Origin of the sequence: Enterobacter vonholyi (genome assembly GCF_040834095.1) — a bacterium.
GTDB classification, from domain to species: Bacteria; Pseudomonadota; Gammaproteobacteria; order Enterobacterales; family Enterobacteriaceae; genus Enterobacter; species Enterobacter vonholyi.
On sequence record NZ_CP162152.1, the window covers coordinates 3,057,119 to 3,076,371 of the forward strand.

13 protein-coding genes are annotated in these 19,253 nt (G+C 57.5%); 7 read left to right on the forward strand and 6 right to left on the reverse strand.

Annotated elements, in window-relative coordinates; all coding sequences use genetic code 11:
* Positions 1-23: 23 nt before the first annotated feature.
* Together rcsC and gyrA are read right to left on the reverse strand one after the other, a co-directional pair.
* Positions 24-2,870: a two-component system sensor histidine kinase RcsC gene (rcsC, locus tag AB3N39_RS14360; protein WP_127731758.1), complete on the reverse strand. Its 2,847-nt coding sequence runs from the start codon at positions 2,868-2,870 to the stop codon at positions 24-26.
* A gap of 135 nt (positions 2,871-3,005) precedes the next feature.
* The gene (gene gyrA / locus AB3N39_RS14365; RefSeq protein WP_111965289.1) at positions 3,006-5,642 is read right to left on the reverse strand and encodes a DNA topoisomerase (ATP-hydrolyzing) subunit A; all 2,637 of its coding nucleotides are present in this window, start codon (positions 5,640-5,642) and stop codon (positions 3,006-3,008) included.
* Positions 5,643-5,788: 146 nt separating this feature from the next.
* On the opposite strand from gyrA, the gene ubiG reads away from it, so the two are divergent.
* From ubiG to yfaE, 4 genes are all read left to right on the forward strand, one after another.
* Entirely contained in the window at positions 5,789-6,517 is a 729-nt protein-coding gene (gene ubiG / locus AB3N39_RS14370; RefSeq protein ID WP_133294841.1) for a bifunctional 2-polyprenyl-6-hydroxyphenol methylase/3-demethylubiquinol 3-O-methyltransferase UbiG, read from the forward strand.
* Between the two features lie 347 nt (positions 6,518-6,864).
* On the forward strand, positions 6,865-9,150 hold the full coding sequence (gene nrdA / locus AB3N39_RS14375; protein ID WP_045908710.1) for a class 1a ribonucleoside-diphosphate reductase subunit alpha: 2,286 nt from the start codon (positions 6,865-6,867) through the stop codon (positions 9,148-9,150).
* 49 nt (positions 9,151-9,199) lie between these two features.
* Positions 9,200-10,330, forward strand: coding sequence for a class Ia ribonucleoside-diphosphate reductase subunit beta (gene nrdB, locus AB3N39_RS14380; protein WP_111965288.1), 1,131 nt, complete (start codon positions 9,200-9,202; stop codon positions 10,328-10,330).
* Positions 10,330-10,584 carry a class I ribonucleotide reductase maintenance protein YfaE gene (gene yfaE, locus AB3N39_RS14385; RefSeq protein ID WP_008500234.1) on the forward strand — a complete coding sequence of 85 codons (255 nt, stop codon included), beginning with the start codon at positions 10,330-10,332 and terminating at the stop codon, positions 10,582-10,584. Before nrdB ends, yfaE begins: the two co-directional genes overlap by 1 nt.
* A gap of 24 nt (positions 10,585-10,608) precedes the next feature.
* Here yfaE and glpQ read toward each other — a convergent pair whose 3' ends face one another.
* Positions 10,609-11,661, reverse strand: coding sequence for a glycerophosphodiester phosphodiesterase (glpQ, locus tag AB3N39_RS14390; RefSeq protein ID WP_325848593.1), 1,053 nt, complete (start codon positions 11,659-11,661; stop codon positions 10,609-10,611).
* A gap of 11 nt (positions 11,662-11,672) precedes the next feature.
* A complete protein-coding gene (glpT, locus tag AB3N39_RS14395) occupies positions 11,673-13,025 on the reverse strand; it encodes a glycerol-3-phosphate transporter (RefSeq protein WP_045354273.1) in 1,353 nt (450 codons plus the stop codon).
* Between the two features lie 251 nt (positions 13,026-13,276).
* On the opposite strand from glpT, the gene glpA reads away from it, so the two are divergent.
* From glpA to glpC, 3 genes are read left to right on the forward strand one after another with little or no spacing between them, the layout of a single operon-like run.
* A complete protein-coding gene (gene glpA, locus AB3N39_RS14400; RefSeq protein ID WP_136195485.1) occupies positions 13,277-14,905 on the forward strand; it encodes an anaerobic glycerol-3-phosphate dehydrogenase subunit A in 1,629 nt (542 codons plus the stop codon).
* Positions 14,895-16,112, forward strand: a complete 1,218-nt coding sequence (gene glpB / locus AB3N39_RS14405; RefSeq protein WP_367896829.1) for a glycerol-3-phosphate dehydrogenase subunit GlpB — start codon at positions 14,895-14,897, stop codon at positions 16,110-16,112. Before glpA ends, glpB begins: the two co-directional genes overlap by 11 nt.
* Positions 16,109-17,299: an anaerobic glycerol-3-phosphate dehydrogenase subunit GlpC gene (gene glpC / locus AB3N39_RS14410; protein WP_133294845.1), complete on the forward strand. Its 1,191-nt coding sequence runs from the start codon at positions 16,109-16,111 to the stop codon at positions 17,297-17,299. The genes glpB and glpC overlap by 4 nt, the downstream gene beginning before the upstream one ends.
* Before the next feature lie 33 nt (positions 17,300-17,332).
* On the opposite strand, the gene AB3N39_RS14415 is transcribed toward glpC, so the two are convergent.
* Both AB3N39_RS14415 and AB3N39_RS14420 read right to left on the reverse strand, forming a co-directional pair.
* Positions 17,333-18,532 carry a nicotinamide mononucleotide deamidase-related protein YfaY gene (locus tag AB3N39_RS14415; protein ID WP_367896830.1) on the reverse strand — a complete coding sequence of 400 codons (1,200 nt, stop codon included), beginning with the start codon at positions 18,530-18,532 and terminating at the stop codon, positions 17,333-17,335.
* Positions 18,533-18,625: 93 nt separating this feature from the next.
* Positions 18,626-19,165, reverse strand: a complete 540-nt coding sequence (locus AB3N39_RS14420) for a YfaZ family outer membrane protein (protein WP_111965282.1) — start codon at positions 19,163-19,165, stop codon at positions 18,626-18,628.
* Positions 19,166-19,253 lie beyond the last annotated feature (88 nt).

Sequence of the window (19,253 nt, forward strand, 5' to 3'; positions counted from 1 at the left end):
TAAAAGGCCCTTGCGGGCCTTTTTTATATTCTGGTTTTTCTCACGCGCTCCGCGTAAATCGACAAGGTCTGCTTAAGCACGTCCAGCGTCACCGGTTTGGACAGACAGCTGTCCATCCCTGACTCCAGACAGCGCTGCTTTTCTTCCGCCAGCGCGTTCGCCGTTACGCCCACCACCGGCAACGTCAGGCCAAGCTGCCGGATGCGCTGCGTCAGACGGTAGCCGTCCATGTTAGGCATGTTGACGTCACTCAGCACGATATCAATATGATTCTTACTCAGCACGTTCAGCGCATCCACGCCGTCATTGGCGGTTTTGCACTGATAGCCCAGCGATCCAAGCTGGTCAGCCAGCAGGCGACGGTTAATTGGATGGTCATCCACCACCAGAATCATCATATCGTCATTCACCGACGCCAGAGACTCCGGTGACGGCAATCCGCCCGCGCCGTCGCTCTCTTCCAGTTCCACTTTGTAGATACGCGCCAGCAGGCTCAACAGCTCGTGCGGGGTTGCGACACTGTGTACCCATTCTCCTGGCGCACGCTCAACCGGGATACCGATGTGGCGACGGCAGAAGAGCACTGACCCTCTCCCCTGCCACGGCAGCTCCAGCATCTCGTCGGCGATCAGCACATCGTCCACGTCCGGCGTTTGACCTTCATAGCGGCACACTCTCACTCCGCTGTGGGTAAGCAGCGCCGTCAGATAGTCATTCAGCGAGGCGTTATGCACCGCCAGCCAGCAGCGCTTGTCGCTCAGCCCGTCTACCGTCGCTTTAGCCGGATATTGCGCCGAATAAAGCGGAATGCGAATGGTGAACTGGCTGCCCATGCCGGGCTCGGTATCCACGGAGATATCGCCGTCCATCATGCTGACGAGCTTCTCACAAATCGCCAGCCCCAGTCCGGTTCCCTGGAAGTTACGCTGCACACCGGTCCCAACTTGGAAGAACGGGTCGAACAGACGAACCACCTCCTTCGCCGGGATGCCGACCCCCGTGTCGCGCACGCGAATGCTCAGGTAATCTCCTGCCCGGCAGACGTGCAACACAATACAGCCGGTATCGGTGAATTTGATGGCGTTGCTGAGCAGGTTAGAGATGACCTGCTGCAGGCGCATCGGATCGCCGTGCAGCGTCAGCGGCACGTCCGGTTCGATAAAGCAGTAGAGCCCCAGCTGTTTACGCACGACCAGCGGCAGATAGTTGGCGCTGATGTGGTTCATCACCTCGCGCGGTGAGAATTCCCGCGGCTCAATTTTCAGCTGCTCAGACTCAATTTTAGAGAAGTCGAGAATATCGCTAATGATTTTCAGCAGCAGGCTGGAGGAGTTGTTCATCGCCGTCACCAGTCTGTCGACTCCTTTCGGCAATTCCTTCGTCTGCAGCAGATCGAGGTTACCGATAATCCCGTACAGCGGCGTACGCAGTTCGTGGCTTACGGTCGCAAGGAACATGGATTTCGACTGACTCGCCTGCTCTGCGGCCTGCGCCATCTCCTGTAACGACTCTTCCATTTTCACGCGCGCGGAAACATCTACCAGCACGCAAATCGCCACGTTTTCATTGCGATAGCGGGAGTGCACGAAGCTGATCTGCAGATTGGTGTGCGTACTGGTCAACACGTCGACGAAGTTAACCTGCTGGCCGCAGATAATTTGCGTCAGCCTCTGCCGGTCTTCATGCGTCAGCATGTTCAGGTAGTTATGCGCCAGTTCATTACTCAGGATATTGGTTCCGTCCTGGGTACGCAGAATACAGATCCCCACCGGCGCCGAGGCGACAATCTTGCGGTTAAACTGCTCGTGTTCCTCGAGCCGCTGGGCGTCGCTTTCTGCGGGAATAAAGATTTTCCGCTCATACATGCGCGCCAGCGTGAACAGCGCGCCCCCCGCCAGCAGGTTCAGCAGAATCGCATTCATGATAAGAATGCGTATCCGCTCAAGCACCATATCCACCGGCAGCGAATAGACGATACTCAGCGACGAAGGCGGCAGGCTCTTCTTCAGGACCAGCTCGCGGAAACCCGAGGTATAGCCAAACCACGACCGCTCCTGCATCCAGTGTGGTTCGACGTTTAGACGGTTATCGGGCCCGGCAAGCGAGATCAGTTGATGACCATTTTCATCCAGAATGGTCACCCCCATTGGCAGGCTGCCCGGGGTGAAGAAGTTCTCCATGCGAATGGTCTGCTCAATCCCCATCAGCGCCTGCAGGCGATTGCCCAGATAGACCGGCGTCAGGGCGTAAAAATACCCCACGCCCGGGCGCGGGCCCTGGCTCACCCAGAAGATGTTATTCCCGCGCTCGTCCTGCGGCGCATTGCGGTATTTCACAATACGTTCATGCAGGCTTTTCAGCGCATCATCACGCTCAACGGGCACATCGCGCAGGCCAAAGTCAGCCATGCAAAGATTCTCGCTGCCAATCAGGAAGACGCGGTTCAGGTCATAGGCGGCGGAGAAATTGTCGCGCCAGTAGCGCATAAACCAGGCAAGGGATTCCAGCGACCCGCGCCAGGTATTGCTCATGGTGGAGCAATCGGAATCCGGGAACAGCGGCTGGAAGTCCGGGACCTCGGTTTTGTCATCACGCCCGCGAAGCGCAAGGATGCCGTTTTCCGCCGTCAGACGATTTTCGGCAATATACTTCAGCTCCTTCATGACGTCAGACGTTCGCTGAATGTAGCGCTGGGCCTGGTCGGAGCTTAAGTTAAACTCCTGGCGGATCTCCGCTTCTTTCTGGTGCAGGGCGTTAACGATGTAAAACACCGAGAACAGGGCCACCAGCAGCCAAAGCAGGAGCGCCAGCGCCCGAAACAGATAGCGAGAGACTTTCAGCGTAGTACGAAAGGAGACGAGGTATTTCAAGGGGGCGAGGCTCCGCCGTCGGGGTCAAAAGAATGTGGTTAAGGTAGCGGTAAACGCGCCAGGTCGCAACGTTGACTTATCTGCTAATGCAAAAGAAAAGGGCCGGAATCCGGCCCTTTTTTGCATCAGGAGACATTACTCGTCAGCGTCATCCGCTACGTCATCGTCGGTGTCGGCTTCCGGCGCGATATCATCATCGCCTTCCGCAACGCTGCCGTCGATGGAGTCGAGCTCTTCGTCATCCACCGGCTCGGCAACGCGCTGCAGACCCACTACGTTTTCATCTTCCGCTGTACGGATGAGGATCACGCCCTGGGTGTTACGACCCACCACGCTGATCTCAGACACGCGGGTACGCACCAGCGTACCGGCATCGGTGATCATCATGATCTGATCCGCATCGTCCACCTGCACCGCGCCGACAACGGAACCGTTGCGCTCGGTCACCTTGATGGAGATAACGCCCTGCGTACCGCGAGACTTGGTTGGGTATTCCCCTTCCGCCGTACGTTTACCGTAACCATTCTGCGTCACGGTCAGGATAGCCCCTTCACCGCGCGGAATAATCAGAGAAACAACGCTGTCTTCGCCAGCCAGCTTGATACCACGAACTCCCGTCGCGGTACGGCCCATTGCACGCACGGCGTCTTCTTTGAAGCGCACCACTTTACCGGCCGCAGAGAACAGCATGACTTCATCAGATCCCGAGGTCAGATCCACGCCAATCAGCTCGTCGCCTTCGTTCAGGTTCACGGCGATAATACCGGCAGAACGCGGACGGCTGAATTCGGTCAGCGCGGTTTTCTTCACGGTACCGCTGGCGGTCGCCATAAAGACGTTCACGCCCTCTTCGTACTCGCGTACCGGCAGAATAGCGGTGATACGTTCGTTCGCTTCCAGCGGCAGCAGGTTAACGATTGGACGACCACGCGCGCCGCGGCTTGCTTCTGGCAGCTGATAGACTTTCATCCAGTACAGACGACCGCGGCTGGAGAAGCAGAGGATCGTGTCGTGGGTGTTCGCCACCAGCAGTCGGTCAATAAAGTCTTCTTCTTTAATACGTGCTGCAGATTTACCTTTACCGCCACGACGCTGTGCTTCGTAGTCCGTTAACGGCTGATACTTCACGTAGCCCTGGTGAGACAGGGTCACAACAACGTCTTCCTGGTTGATCAGGTCTTCGATGTTGATGTCCGCGCTGTTGGCGGTGATTTCGGTGCGGCGCTCGTCGCCGAACTGATCGCGGACCAGCTCCAGCTCTTCGCGGATCACTTCCATCAGGCGCTCTGCGCTGCCCAGAATGTGCAGCAGCTCAGCAATCTGTTCCAGCAGCTCTTTGTATTCGTCGAGCAGTTTTTCATGCTCAAGGCCGGTCAGTTTCTGCAGACGCAGATCCAGAATCGCCTGGGCCTGCTGTTCCGTCAGGTAGTACTGACCGTCACGTACGCCGAATTCAGGTTCCAGCCACTCAGGACGCGCTGCGTCATCGCCCGCACGTTCCAGCATCGCGGCGACGTTGCCCAGATCCCACGGACGGGAAATCAGCGCAGTTTTCGCTTCCGCCGGGGTTGGCGCACGACGGATCAGTTCGATGATCGGGTCGATGTTGGCCAGCGCAACCGCCAGCGCTTCAAGGATGTGCGCACGATCGCGCGCTTTGCGCAGTTCGAAGATGGTACGACGGGTCACCACTTCACGGCGGTGACGGACGAACGCGCTCAGGATCTCTTTCAGGTTCATGATCTTCGGCTGACCATGGTGCAGCGCAACCATGTTGATACCGAAGGAGACCTGAAGCTGAGTCTGGGAGTACAGGTTGTTCAGGACAACCTCACCCACCGCGTCGCGTTTGATCTCAATCACGATGCGCATACCGTCTTTGTCAGACTCGTCACGCAGCGCGCTGATGCCTTCAACACGTTTTTCTTTTACCAGCTCGGCGATTTTTTCAATCAAACGCGCTTTGTTCACCTGATACGGGATCTCGTGAACAATAATGGTTTCACGGCCGGTTTTAGCATCCGCTTCCACTTCGGCGCGGGCACGGATGTAAATCTTGCCGCGGCCGGTACGGTACGCTTCTTCAATGCCGCGACGACCGTTGATGATCGCCGCCGTCGGGAAGTCCGGGCCCGGAATGTGTGTCATCAGCCCTTCAATGCTGATGTCTTCATCGTCGATATAGGCCAGACAGCCGTTGATCACTTCCGTGATGTTGTGCGGCGGAATGTTGGTTGCCATACCGACCGCGATACCGGAAGAACCGTTAACCAACAGGTTCGGGATCTTGGTTGGCATCACATCTGGGATGCGCTCGGTGCCGTCATAGTTATCGACGAAATCAACGGTCTCTTTTTCCAGGTCGGCCATCAGCTCATGAGCGATTTTCGACATACGGATTTCCGTATAACGCATCGCAGCAGCGGAGTCGCCGTCGACTGAACCAAAGTTACCCTGACCATCTACCAGCATGTAGCGCAAGGAGAATGGCTGCGCCATACGAACGATGGTGTCATAAACGGCGGTATCACCATGCGGGTGATATTTACCGATGACGTCACCGACGACGCGGGCAGATTTTTTATAGGCTTTATTCCAGTCATTGCCCAATACGTTCATGGCGTATAGTACGCGACGGTGTACCGGCTTCAGGCCATCGCGGACGTCCGGCAGCGCACGGCCAACAATGACCGACATCGCATAGTCCAGATAGGAGCTCTTCAGCTCTTCCTCGATGTTAACCGGTGTAATTTCTCTCGCAAGGTCGCTCATCTAACCGCTATCCCTCTACTGTATCCCGGATTCAAAGGTCGCAAATTATAACACAGCCGAGGTGATTGAGGTAAACCTATACGCTTTATTCACGGGGATTGCCTGATATACTCCTTTGTCTTGCTAAATAAGGAGTAAAAGCGCCCATGAATGCCGAAAAATCCCCGATGGCTCACAACGTTGACCACGAAGAGATTGCCAAATTTGAAGCGGTGGCGTCCCGCTGGTGGGATCTCGAAGGTGAGTTCAAACCGCTGCATCGCATTAATCCGCTGCGTCTGGGCTATATCGCGGAGCGTTCCGGCGGCCTGTTCGGTAAGAAAGTGCTCGACGTCGGCTGCGGCGGCGGCATCCTCGCGGAAAGCATGGCGCGCGAAGGGGCGAACGTCACGGGCCTGGATATGGGCTTTGAACCTCTGCAGGTTGCCCGTCTTCATGCGCTGGAGTCTGGCATACAGGTAGACTACGTGCAGGAAACCGTGGAAGAACACGCGGCAAAACACGCCCATCAGTACGATGTGGTGACCTGCATGGAGATGCTGGAGCACGTACCTGATCCGCAGTCGGTGGTACATGCCTGTGCAAAACTGGTGAAGCCGGGCGGCCAGGTCTTCTTCTCAACCATCAACCGTAACGGTAAAGCGTGGCTGATGGCCGTCGTTGGCGCGGAGTATGTACTGCGCATGGTGCCGAAAGGGACGCACGACGTGAAGAAATTCATCAAGCCTGCGGAGCTGTTAAGCTGGGTTGACCAGACGTGGCTCAAAGAGCAGCACATCACCGGCCTGCACTACAATCCGCTAACCAATAAATTCAAACTCGCACCGGGCGTTGATGTTAACTATATGTTGCACACAACCGCCAAAAACGACTAACGTCATTCGTTATTCTTATAAAGATTGCGCGACATCATGTTGCGCAATTCTGACCTCCCGTTGAAGAAATCAGCACTCGATCAAATTTTGAATTTTTTTTCTTAATTATTGACATGTCTTCCAGGCCTTACGGTACGAGGACTTAGCCTTTTTTACCCTTTCACAACCTCAATTTAACGCCAAAATCAACCCTTGTGCTGAAAAGATTCGATACTAGAATACTCACCATATAGCGTTTTTCTTATCGCAAACCCCCTACATGTAGTATTTATCCACAGAGTTAGTCACAAGACGGATCTGTGGATAAACGGGGGATATTTTTTATTTCACGGACAGGTAAAACCCACATGAATCAGAGTCTGCTGGTGACAAAGCGCGACGGTACTACCGAGCGTATCAATCTGGACAAAATCCATCGAGTTCTCGACTGGGCAGCAGAAGGACTGAACAACGTATCTATCTCCCAGGTTGAACTGCGCTCCCACATTCAGTTCTACGACGGCATCAAAACGTCTGATATCCACGAAACGATCATTAAAGCAGCGGCAGACCTCATCTCCCGCGAAGCACCGGATTATCAGTACCTGGCTGCACGTCTGGCGATTTTCCACCTGCGTAAAAAAGCCTACGGTCAGTTTGAGCCGCCGAAGCTTTACGATCACGTGGTGAAAATGGTTGAGCTGGGCAAATACGACACGCATCTGCTGGAAGACTATACGGAAGAAGAGTTCGAGCAGATGAACGGGTTTATCGATCACTGGCGCGACATGAACTTCTCCTACGCGGCGGTGAAGCAGCTCGAAGGCAAATACCTGGTTCAGAACCGTGTAACCGGTGAGATCTACGAAAGCGCCCAGTTCCTCTACATTCTGGTGGCTGCCTGTCTGTTCTCTAACTACCCGCGTGATACCCGTCTGGATTACGTGAAGCGTTTCTACGATGCGGTCTCCACGTTCAAGATTTCTCTGCCGACGCCGATCATGTCTGGCGTGCGTACCCCAACCCGTCAGTTCAGCTCCTGCGTACTGATCGAGTGTGGTGACAGCCTGGATTCAATCAACGCCACCTCCAGCGCCATCGTGAAATACGTCTCCCAGCGTGCCGGTATCGGCATCAACGCCGGTCGCATCCGTGCGCTGGGCAGCCCGATTCGCGGCGGTGAAGCGTTCCACACCGGCTGTATCCCGTTCTATAAACACTTCCAGACGGCCGTAAAATCCTGCTCTCAGGGCGGCGTGCGCGGCGGTGCTGCGACCCTGTTCTATCCGATGTGGCACCTGGAAGTGGAAAGTCTGCTGGTTCTGAAAAACAACCGTGGCGTGGAAGGCAACCGCGTGCGTCACATGGACTACGGCGTGCAGATCAACAAGCTGATGTACACCCGTCTGCTGAAAGGCGAAGACATCACCCTATTCAGCCCGTCCGACGTCCCGGGCCTGTATGACGCGTTCTTTGCCGATCAGGACGAGTTCGAGCGTCTGTACACCAAATACGAAAAAGACGACAGCATCCGTAAGCAGCGCGTGAAGGCGGTAGACCTGTTCTCCCTGATGATGCAGGAACGTGCCTCTACCGGCCGTATCTACATCCAGAACGTTGACCACTGCAACACCCACAGCCCGTTCGATCCGGTGGTTGCGCCAGTGCGCCAGTCTAACCTGTGCCTGGAGATCGCCCTGCCGACCAAACCGCTGGAAGACGTGAACGACGAAAACGGCGAAATCGCGCTGTGTACGCTGTCCGCGTTCAACCTGGGCGCGATTAAGAGCCTGGACGAGCTGGAAGAGCTGGCCGTGCTGGCGGTTCGTGCGCTCGACGCCCTTCTGGACTACCAGGATTACCCAATCCCGGCCGCTAAACGCGGTGCGATGGGCCGCCGTACCCTGGGTATCGGCGTGATCAACTTCGCGTACTGGCTGGCGAAAAACGGCAAGCGTTACTCTGACGGCAGCGCCAACAATCTGACGCACCAGACGTTCGAAGCGATTCAGTACTACCTGATGAAAGCGTCCAACGAGCTGGCGAAAGAGCAAGGCGCGTGCCCGTGGTTCAACGAAACCACCTACGCGAAAGGCATTCTGCCAATCGACACCTACAAGAAAGACCTGGATGCGATTGTCAGCGAGCCGCTGCACCTCGACTGGGAAGGCCTGCGCGAGTCCATCAAGACTCACGGCCTGCGTAACTCCACGCTCTCTGCCCTGATGCCGTCTGAGACCTCTTCGCAGATCTCTAACGCCACCAACGGTATTGAGCCACCGCGCGGCCACGTCAGCATTAAAGCGTCGAAAGACGGCGTGCTGCGTCAGGTGGTACCGGATTACGAGACGCTGGGTGACAACTACGAGCTGCTGTGGGAAATGCCAAACAACGACGGCTACCTGCAGCTGGTGGGTATCATGCAGAAGTTTATCGACCAGTCGATCTCTGCCAATACAAACTATGACCCGACGCGCTTCCCGTCAGGCAAGGTCCCGATGCAGCAGCTGCTGAAAGACCTGCTCACCGCCTACAAATTTGGCGTGAAAACCCTGTACTATCACAACACCCGTGATGGTGCGGAAGACGCGCAGGACGACCTGGTACCGTCAATTCAGGACGATGGCTGCGAAAGCGGCGCATGTAAGATCTAATGAAGGGCGGGGATATCCCCGCCTTTATTTCGTAAGACAGGACACACTCATGGCATATACCACCTTTTCACAGACGAAAAACGACCAGCTCAAAGAGCCGATGTTCTTCGGCCAGCCGGTCAACGTGGCACGCTACGATCAGCAAAAATATGACATCTTCGAAAAGCTGATTGAAAAGCAACTCTCCTTCTTCTGGCGTCCGGAAGAAGTGGACGTATCCCGCGACCGTATTGACTACCAGTCGCTGCCGGATCACGAAAAACATATCTTCATCAGCAACCTGAAGTACCAGACGCTGCTGGACTCTATTCAGGGACGTAGCCCTAACGTGGCGCTGCTGCCGCTGATCTCGATTCCTGAGCTGGAGACCTGGGTGGAAACCTGGGCATTCTCCGAGACCATTCACTCCCGCTCTTACACGCACATTATCCGCAACATCGTGAACGATCCGGCGGTTGTGTTTGACGATATCGTCACCAACGAGCAGATCCAGAAGCGCGCGGAAGGCATTGCTCACTACTACGACGAGCTGATCGAGATGACCAGCTACTGGCACCTGCTGGGCGAAGGCACCCACCACGTGGATGGTAAAACCATCACCGTGAACCTGCGCGCGCTGAAAAAGCAGCTGTACCTGTGCCTGATGAGCGTCAACGCGCTGGAAGCGATCCGCTTCTATGTCAGCTTCGCCTGCTCCTTCGCCTTTGCCGAGCGCAAGCTGATGGAAGGCAACGCCAAAATCATCCGTCTGATTGCCCGTGATGAAGCCCTGCACCTGACCGGCACCCAGCACATGCTGAACCTGCTGCGCAGCGGTACGGACGATCCGGAGATGGCGGAAATCGCTGAAGAGTGCAAGCAGGAGTGCTATGACCTGTTCGTGCTGGCCGCTCAGCAGGAGAAAGAGTGGGCAGACTACCTGTTCCGCGACGGCTCCATGATTGGCCTGAACAAAGACATCCTGTGCCAGTACGTTGAGTACATCACCAACATCCGCATGCAGGCTGTTGGTCTCGACCTTCCGTTCCAGACGCGCTCTAACCCGATTCCGTGGATCAACACCTGGCTGGTGTCCGATAACGTGCAGGTTGCGCCGCAGGAAGTGGAAGTCAGCTCTTATCTGGTCGGTCAGATTGATTCTGAAGTCAACACCGACGACCTGAGCAACTTCCAGCTCTGATGTCACGCGTCACGTTAAGTCTTTCCGGCACTGAGGTACTGTGTCGGGAGGAGCACCCTTCTCTGCTGGTGGCGCTTGAGGCGCATCAGGTAGAAGTAGAGTACCAGTGTCGTTCCGGCTACTGCGGCTCCTGCCGTTGCCGTCTGGTCGCCGGCCAGGTGGACTGGCTGACCGAGCCGCTGGCCTTTATCAACGAAGGGGAAATTTTGCCCTGCTGCTGCCGGGCAAAAGGCGATATAGAGATCGAGATGTAAAAAAGGGCCTTACGGCCCTTTTTTCTATTTTAAGAACGTCACCGCTTTATCCGGGAAATCCGTAAACAGTCCGTCCACGCCCGCCTGCTTATACAACACTTCATAAAGCTGATTCACGTCCGTGGCATATGGCGGCAGCTGGTCTGCACGCACGGTATACGGGTGCACCTGCATCCTGCTGGCGTGCGCCTCTTTCACCATCGCAGTCAGCTTCACATGACCAGGCGTTGAACCTTCCGCCACCAGCATGTGGTAATCCGGCCCGATGCCGTCGGCGTACTGCGCAATCTGCTTCATCGCGCCCGGCTTAAACATCCAGTCGTAGCTGTAGTTAACCCACTTCCCGTCCGGCTGCTTCTCCTGGGTTTCATTCCAGTTGGTATAGGCAATCAGCTGCACCAGATTGAGATCCATCCCCATCTTCGGCTCCAGCTCGGTTTTGATGCGCTTCAGCTCGGCGGCATCAAAACACTGCAGGTAAACTTTGTCCTTCTTGCCGGTGTAGCCGTACTGCTTCAGCACCTCGAGCGTCTTCGCGGCAATATCTTTTCCTTCCTGATGGTGGAACCACGGCGCTTTGATTTCCGGATAGATGCCGATGTTTTTACCGGTTGAGTGGTTCAGCCCCTGAACAAACTCAATCTCTTCCTGGAAGGTATGAATGCGAAAGTCAGATTTGCCCATCGGGAAACGTCCCGGATAGACCTGCACCTTCTTGCCGTTTTCAATCTCAAAGCCCTCGGTAAACTTCAGGGAACGGATCTCCGCCAGCGTGAAGTCGATGGCATAGAAGCGGCCATCTTTGCGCGCGCGGTCCGGAAAACGATCCGCCACGTCCGTCACGCGGTCAAGATAGTGGTCATGCAGGACGACCAGCTGGTCGTCCTTCGTCATCACCAGATCCTGCTCCAGGTAATCCGCACCCTGCGCATAGGCCATCGCCTTCGCCGGCAGCGTATGCTCCGGCAGATAGCCGCTGGCGCCGCGGTGGGCAATAACAATTTTATCCGCCGCCAGCGCGGAGCCTGTCATCAGGCCCGCCAGCAGCAGACCGGTTGCAAGTTGGGTTAATTTCATCGCAAAGCTCCTTATTGACGACGCGCCAGGACTTCCGCGTGGTGACGTTTCTCACCGATCATCACAACAATCAGCAGCAGTACCGCCAGCACGCTGCCGCCGATCATCACCATAAAGCCGCCGTCCCAGCCGAAGAAGTCAACGGTGTAGCCCACGATGGCGCTCGCCGCGACCGAACCGCCGAGGTAGCCGAACAGGCCGGTAAAGCCCGCCGCCGTGCCCGCCGCTTTTTTCGGCGCCAGCTCCAGGGCATGCAGACCGATCAGCATCACCGGACCGTAAATCAGGAAGCCGATGACGATCATGCAGGCCATATCTACTGATGGGTTGCCCGGCGGGTTGAGCCAGTACACCACGGTAGCAATGGTCACCAGCGTCATAAAGAAGACGCCCGTCGCGCCGCGGTTACCTTTAAACACTTTGTCCGACATCCAGCCGCAAAGCAGCGTGCCCGGGATCCCGGCATATTCATACAGGAAATAGGCCCAGGAGGATTTATCCAGCGCGAAGTGCTTCACCTCTTTCAGGTAGGTTGGCGACCAGTCGAGGATGCCGTAGCGCAGCAGGTAAACGAACACGTTCGCCACCGCGATGTACCACAGCAGCTTGTTCGGCAGCACGTACTTCATGAAGATCTGTTTAGCGGTCAGCTCTTCTTCGTGCTCCTTGCTGTAATCATCCGGATAGTCGTTTTTGTACTCTTCAATCGGCGGCAGGCCGCAGGACTGCGGCGTGTCGCGCATCAGGGCGAAGGCAATAATCGCCACCAGAATGGCGCCAAAGGCAGGCATATAGAGCGCCGCATGCCAGTCGTTGAACCAGGCCATCCCCAGCAGGAACAGCAGAGGCGGAATACCGCCGCCCACGTTATGCGCGCAGTTCCACACCGACACGATGCCGCCGCGTTCCTTCTGCGACCACCAGTGCACCATGGTACGCCCGCACGGCGGCCACCCCATCCCCTGGAACCAGCCGCAGAGGAACAGCAGCACGAACATGATGGCAATGCTGGAGGTAGCCCACGGCACAAAGCCCATGAACAGCATGACCGCGGCCGCCAGGATCAGACCGGCGGGCAGGAACACGCGCGGATTCGAGCGATCCGACACGGAGCCCATGATGAATTTGGAAAAACCGTAGGCGATGGAGATCCCCGACAGCGCGAACCCCAGATCGCCACGGGAAAAGCCCTGCTCCACCAGATACGGCATGGCGAGCGCGAAGTTTTTACGTACAAGGTAGTACGCCGCGTACCCGAAGAAGATCCCCAGGAAGATTTGCCAACGCAGACGGCGATAGAGCGGATCTATTTCTGCCTCTGGCAGACGCGCCCTGTGCGGCGCAGGTTTGAAGATACTGAGCATAACAGCCTCCGTGGCCTTGAAATGAATGAGCAGGTGGCTCGCACCTGAATTCCAGAGGCGGGGATGTTAAGAAATCACGGTGATTGTTACTGTGAATCAACGCACAGATTGTTACAGAAATATGACAGAATGCGCAAAAAGGCGCATGAAATCACGTTTCACTTTCGAATTCCGCGCGTTTATGTTCGAAATCAAACAAACCACAAAATTAATATGGCTAAATGATAAAAAACGAACATAGAGGGTAAACAATGACCAGTCACGATCCTCGTTATAGTGATGTGATAATCATTGGTGGTGGCGCAACCGGCGCCGGGATCGCGCGCGATTGCGCCCTTCGCGGCTTAAGCGTCACGCTTCTGGAACGCCATGATATCGCCACGGGCGCAACCGGACGTAACCACGGCCTGCTGCACAGCGGCGCCCGGTATGCGGTCACCGACGCTGAATCCGCGCGCGAATGTATTGCTGAAAACCAGATCCTCAAGCGTATCGCCCGCCACTGCATTGAGCCGACTGACGGCCTGTTTATCACTCTTCCCGAAGATGACCTTACCTTCCAGGACACCTTTATTACCGCCTGCTGTGCAGCGGGCATTCAGGCTGAGGCCATGGATCCGGCTCTGGCGCGGCGGCTGGAACCGTCGGTTAACCCGGCGCTTATCGGCGCGGTTAAAGTGCCTGACGGCACCGTTGACCCCTTCCGCCTGACTGCCGCCAACATGCTGGACGCCCGCGAACATGGCGCTCACATCCTGACCGGACACGAAGTGACCGGGCTTATCCGCGAGGGAAACCGCATCTGCGGCGTACGGATTGTTGATACGCAATATAACGAACACAGCGAACTGTATGCCGCCGTGGTGGTCAACGCGGCGGGGATCTGGGGGCAGCGCATCGCGGAATACGCGGACCTGTCGGTGCGCATGTTCCCGGCGAAAGGCTCGCTGCTGATCCTCGACCACCGCATCAATAACCACGTAATTAACCGCTGCCGCAAACCGTCAGATGCCGATATTCTGGTGCCGGGTGACACCATCTCATTAATCGGTACGACCTCAACCCACGTGGACTATAGCGAGATTGACTACAACCGCGTAACCGCCGAAGAAGTCGACATCCTGATGCGCGAAGGGGAAAAACTGGCCCCGGTGATGGCGCAGACGCGTATTCTGCGCGCCTACGCAGGCGTGCGTCCGCTGGTCGCCAGCGATAACGATCCGAGCGGGCGTAACGTCAGCCGGGGCATTGTGCTGCTCGATCACGCCGGGCGTGACGGCCTGGACGGGTTTATCACCATCACCGGCGGCAAGCTGATGACCTACCGCCTGATGGCCGAGTGGGCGACCGATGCCGTCTGCCGCAAGCTGGGCAATACCGAACGGTGCGTGACGGCAGAACAACCCCTGCCCGGCTCGCGTCAGTCCACCGAAAAAACGCTGCAAAAAATCATCTCCCTGCCCGCGCCGCTGCGCGGATCCGCTATTTACCGCCACGGCGACAGAACGCCGCAGTGGCTCGGTGAAGGGCGCCTGAGCCGCAGCCTGGTGTGCGAGTGCGAAGCCGTCACCGCCGGTGAGGTGCAGTACGCGGTGGAAAATCTGACGGTTAACAGCCTGCTCGATCTTCGCCGCCGCACCCGCGTCGGAATGGGTACCTGTCAGGGCGAGCTGTGCGCCTGTCGTGCCGCCGGACTGCTGCAGCGCTTTCATACCACCACCGCTACCCAGTCGCTCGATCAGCTCAGCGCGTTTTTAAACGAGCGCTGGAAAGGCATCCAGCCTGTCGCCTGGGGCGATGCCCTGCGCGAAAGCGAATTTACCCGCTGGGTCTACCAGGGGCTTTGCGGTCTTGAGAAGGAGCAACGCGATGAAATTTGATACCGTAATCGTCGGCGGCGGGCTGGCAGGCCTGCTCTGCGGCATCAGGCTCACCAGGCAGGGGCTGCGCTGCGCCATTATCACACGGGGCCAGAGCGCCCTGCACTTCTCGTCGGGCTCGCTGGATCTGGTGGACGAAACGTACCGCGATAAGCTGCCGCCGGAGCACCCCTATCACCTGATTGGCGCGCACAACGTTGACCGCTTTGCGCTGGAAACCGAAGCGCTGCTGGCGGACTGCGGCGCGCGTCTGAAGGGGAGCGCCCGGCTCAATCACCAGCGCGTCACGCCGCTCGGTACCTTACGCTCTGCCTGGCTCAGCCCGGAGGAGGTGCCCGTTGCCCCCTTCAATGCCGCGCGCGTCCGGGTCGTGGGTATTAGCGGTTTTCTGGATTTTCAGCCCCATCTCGCGGCGGCGTCGCTCTGTCGCCTTGGGGTTAACGCCGAAACGGCAGATATAGAACTACCTGAGCTTGATGTCCTGCGCGATAACCCGAGCGAGTTTCGCGCGGTGAATATCGCCCGATTTCTGGATAACGAGGACAAATGGCCGCTGCTGTATGACGCGCTCAGGCCCCTCAGCGACAGCTGTGACGCCCTGCTGATGCCCGCCTGCTTTGGCTTACGCGACAACCGGCTCTGGCGCTGGCTCTCGGATCGTCTGCCCTGCTCGCTCGGCCTGCTGCCAACGCTGCCTCCGTCCGTACCCGGCATTCGTCTGCATACCCAGCTCCAGCGCCAGTTTGTCGCGCAGGGCGGCGTGTGGATGGCGGGTGATGAGGTGAAAAAAATCACCCTGACCGACGGCGCGGTGAGCGAAATCTGGACGCGCAACCACGACGATATTCCGCTTCGTGCGCGCTATACGGTGCTGGCAAGCGGCAGCTTCTTCAGCAACGGACTGCTGAGCAGCCGGGAGGGTATCCGGGAAGCTATTATGGGACTGGATGTTCGCCAGCATGCCTCCCGCGCGGACTGGTATCAAAGTGATTTCTTCTCGCCGCAGCCCTGGCAGCAGTTCGGCGTGATTGTCGATAACCGGTTACACCCGCAGCTTGCCGGTAGACCTGTCAGTAATCTCTTTGCCATCGGCTCGCTGCTGGGCGGGTACGATCCTATTGCTCAGGGGTGCGGTGGCGGAGTCTGCGCCGTCACGGCGCTGTATGTGGCAGAGCAGATTAGCCAGCGCACGGAGGCTGAACAATGAACGATACCCGTTTTGAAAGCTGCATCAAATGCACGGTGTGTACCACCGTCTGCCCGGTCAGCGGCGTGAACCCACGCTATCCCGGACCAAAGCAGGCCGGACCGGACGGCGAGCGTCTGCGCCTGAAGGACGGCAAGCTGTATGATGAAGCGCTGAAATACTGCATCAACTGCAAACGCTGCGAAGTCGCCTGCCCGTCGGATGTGAAAATCGGCGATATTATCCAGCGCGCCCGGGCGCGCTACAGCGCGCAAAAGCCGTCGCTGCGGGACGCGATCCTGAGCCATACCGATCTGATGGGCAGCGTCTCTACGCCGTTTGCCCCGCTGGTGAATGCCGCGACCTCTCTCAAACCGGTGCGCCAGCTGCTGGATGCCACGCTGAAGATAGACCATCACCGCAGCCTGCCGAAATATTCTCACGGAACCTTCCGCCGCTGGTATAAATTCGTCGCGGCGAAACAGGCGCAGTACGCCGAGCAGGTGGCCTTTTTCCACGGCTGCTACGTGAACTACAACCACCCGCAGCTGGGTAAAGATCTGCTGAAGGTGCTGAATGCCATGGGAACGGGCGTTCAGCTACTGAATAAAGAGAAGTGCTGCGGCGTACCGCTGATCGCCAACGGGTTCACCGATAAAGCGCGCAGGCAGGCTCAGAGCAATGTCACCTCCCTGCGCGAAGCGATTGTCGATAAAGGTATTCCGGTGCTGGCGACCTCTTCCACCTGTACCTTTACCCTGCGCGATGAGTACCCGCATCTGCTGGACGTGGACAACACCGGACTACGCGAGCACATCGAGCTGGCGACACGTTTCCTGTGGCGCAAGCTGGACAGCGGGCAGACGTTGCCGCTGAGGGAATTACCCCTGAAGGTGGTGTATCACACGCCTTGTCATATGGAGAAAATGGGCTGGTCGCTCTATACGCTGGAGCTGCTGCGGTTAATCCCGGGGCTGGAGCTGACGGTGCTGGACTCGCGCTGCTGCGGGATTGCGGGAACCTACGGCTTTAAGCGTGAAAACTACGAAACGTCGCAGGCGATTGGTGCCCCGCTGTTTCGTCAGATTGAGGAGAGCGGCGCGGATATTGTGGTGACGGACTGCGAAACCTGCAAATGGCAGATTGAGATGTCCACCAGCAAGCGCTGCGAACATCCGATTACGCTGCTGGCAAAGGCGCTCGGCTGAACATGGCCGGGGCGAAAGGCCCCGGCACAGGCGTTACTCCACGAACAGCGACTCAACCACGTTAATCCAGCCGTGCTCGCTGGCCACCTCTTTGCCATTCAGCCATCGGCGCAGCATGTTCAGCGCCATCATGGCGCACACCTCCTGACGCACCGCCAGGCTGTGGCGGGTAATGCTCATTTTTACCCGCAGGGCGTGGGTGCCCTCGGGCGTCGCCAGCGCGAAGTTGAGATGTTCTTCATCAAGCCCGCCGACAAACAGCGCCAGACCGGCAAAATGCTTCACCCTTCTCTCGGTCGCCCAGCGGGCGGTCTGCGCCAGGGTCTCCTGCTGGAACGGCACAACTTCGCTGGCCAGCAGCGGCGCGTTGACGCGCGACAGCTGCAGCGCCAGCAGGCCACCGGTGAACTGCTCGCTTAAGGTCACGCTGAGCTGACGCGCCTGCAGATGCTTCGCAATCTGCGCGGGCAACCCTTCCGTACCTTCAAAGATCAGGCTTTCACCAGCCACGCGCTGCACCTCGGGCCACAACGCCAGCATCGCCTCTTTCTGCTCGGCCGGGCCTGTCAGCTTAAGTTCAATGATCGGCATGGAGGAGCGATAGCCCATGGACACGCCAGGCGGCAGCGGAAGGTGATCGAGGCTCTGGGCCAGATCGCTTTCCGAGCGGCCAAAGGTGGTCAGACGCAGGCACAGCGGCGGTTCCGGCAGGGTAAAACGCTGGCGAAGGCGCGGCAGGATCTGCTGCTCGACCATCACTTTAAATTCTGAGGGCACGCCCGGCGTGAAGAACATCAGGCAGCGGTTCAGCTGCATGGCAAATCCACACGCGGTACCCACCGGGTTATCGACCAGCTCGGCGCTGGCGGGAATTTCAGCCTGTTTGCGATTGCTGGGGGCCATGACGCGGCCACATTCGGAGAAAAAGCGCTCCATCTGCGAGAGCCACGCCTCATGCAGCACCAGCCCTTCGCCTTTTGCGGTCGCGGCGGCCAGCGCGCTGAGATCGTCACTGGTAGGGCCGAGCCCACCGTTCACAATCAGCACGTCACAGTGCTCACTGCGTTCACGCAGAATAGCGACCAGTGACTCAAGATTGTCGCCCACCGTATTGCGGCGCGTTAACGGTAATCCTTGCTCAAAGAAAAGATCGGCAAGCCAGGCAGCATTGGTATCAATAATTTGTCCATGCAGCACTTCGTCGCCGGTGGATAACATCTCCACGTTAATCATTATGTTCTCCCGCTTATTTGGTCAAAACACTATAACGCAAACGCGGGGTGGATAAGAGAGAAACTGGCGCGACAGAATGCCGCGCCGGAGTGATTAAAAGCCTGCGCTGACGCCCACGTACGGGCCGTCGGCCAGCGCGTTGTCGCGGTTGCCGTCTTTACCGGCCAGGTTCAGATAGCGATAGCCTGCTTCGATGGTGATTGGACGCATAATGGTCCAGCGCGCGCCGGCGTTAGCCTCTTCATAGCTTTCGATACCGCTTGAGAGGGAGTCCGGCGAATAGTAGTACTCACCAAACAGGCCGAAGCTGTCGCCAATTTTCCACTGCAGGCCGCCGCCCACTGCCGCCGCGTACCCTTCGTCACCGTCATTTGGGTTGGTATAGATACCTTTACCACCGACGGTGGCCAGGAACGGGCCTAGAGGAACGTTGAGACCCAGGCCGAGGCTGGCCGCGTCGCCGTCATCATCGTTATGCGTCCAGCCGCCGGTCATCGCCAGACCCGAAGTCTCGGTACCCATGCCAAAGCCAAGGTGGGTATAATCCTGACCCGCCGATCCGTTAATGCTGATGGCGTTAGCCGCCGCAGATACAACCATCAGGCCTAAGCCCACTAATGCCACTTTTTTCATTGTCGTGATCCCGCACAATTATTATAAAGAAGTCCCAAAACCGCGAGATTTTAACCGGAGTCTCCCGGGGATCAAGCACTCTGCGTGC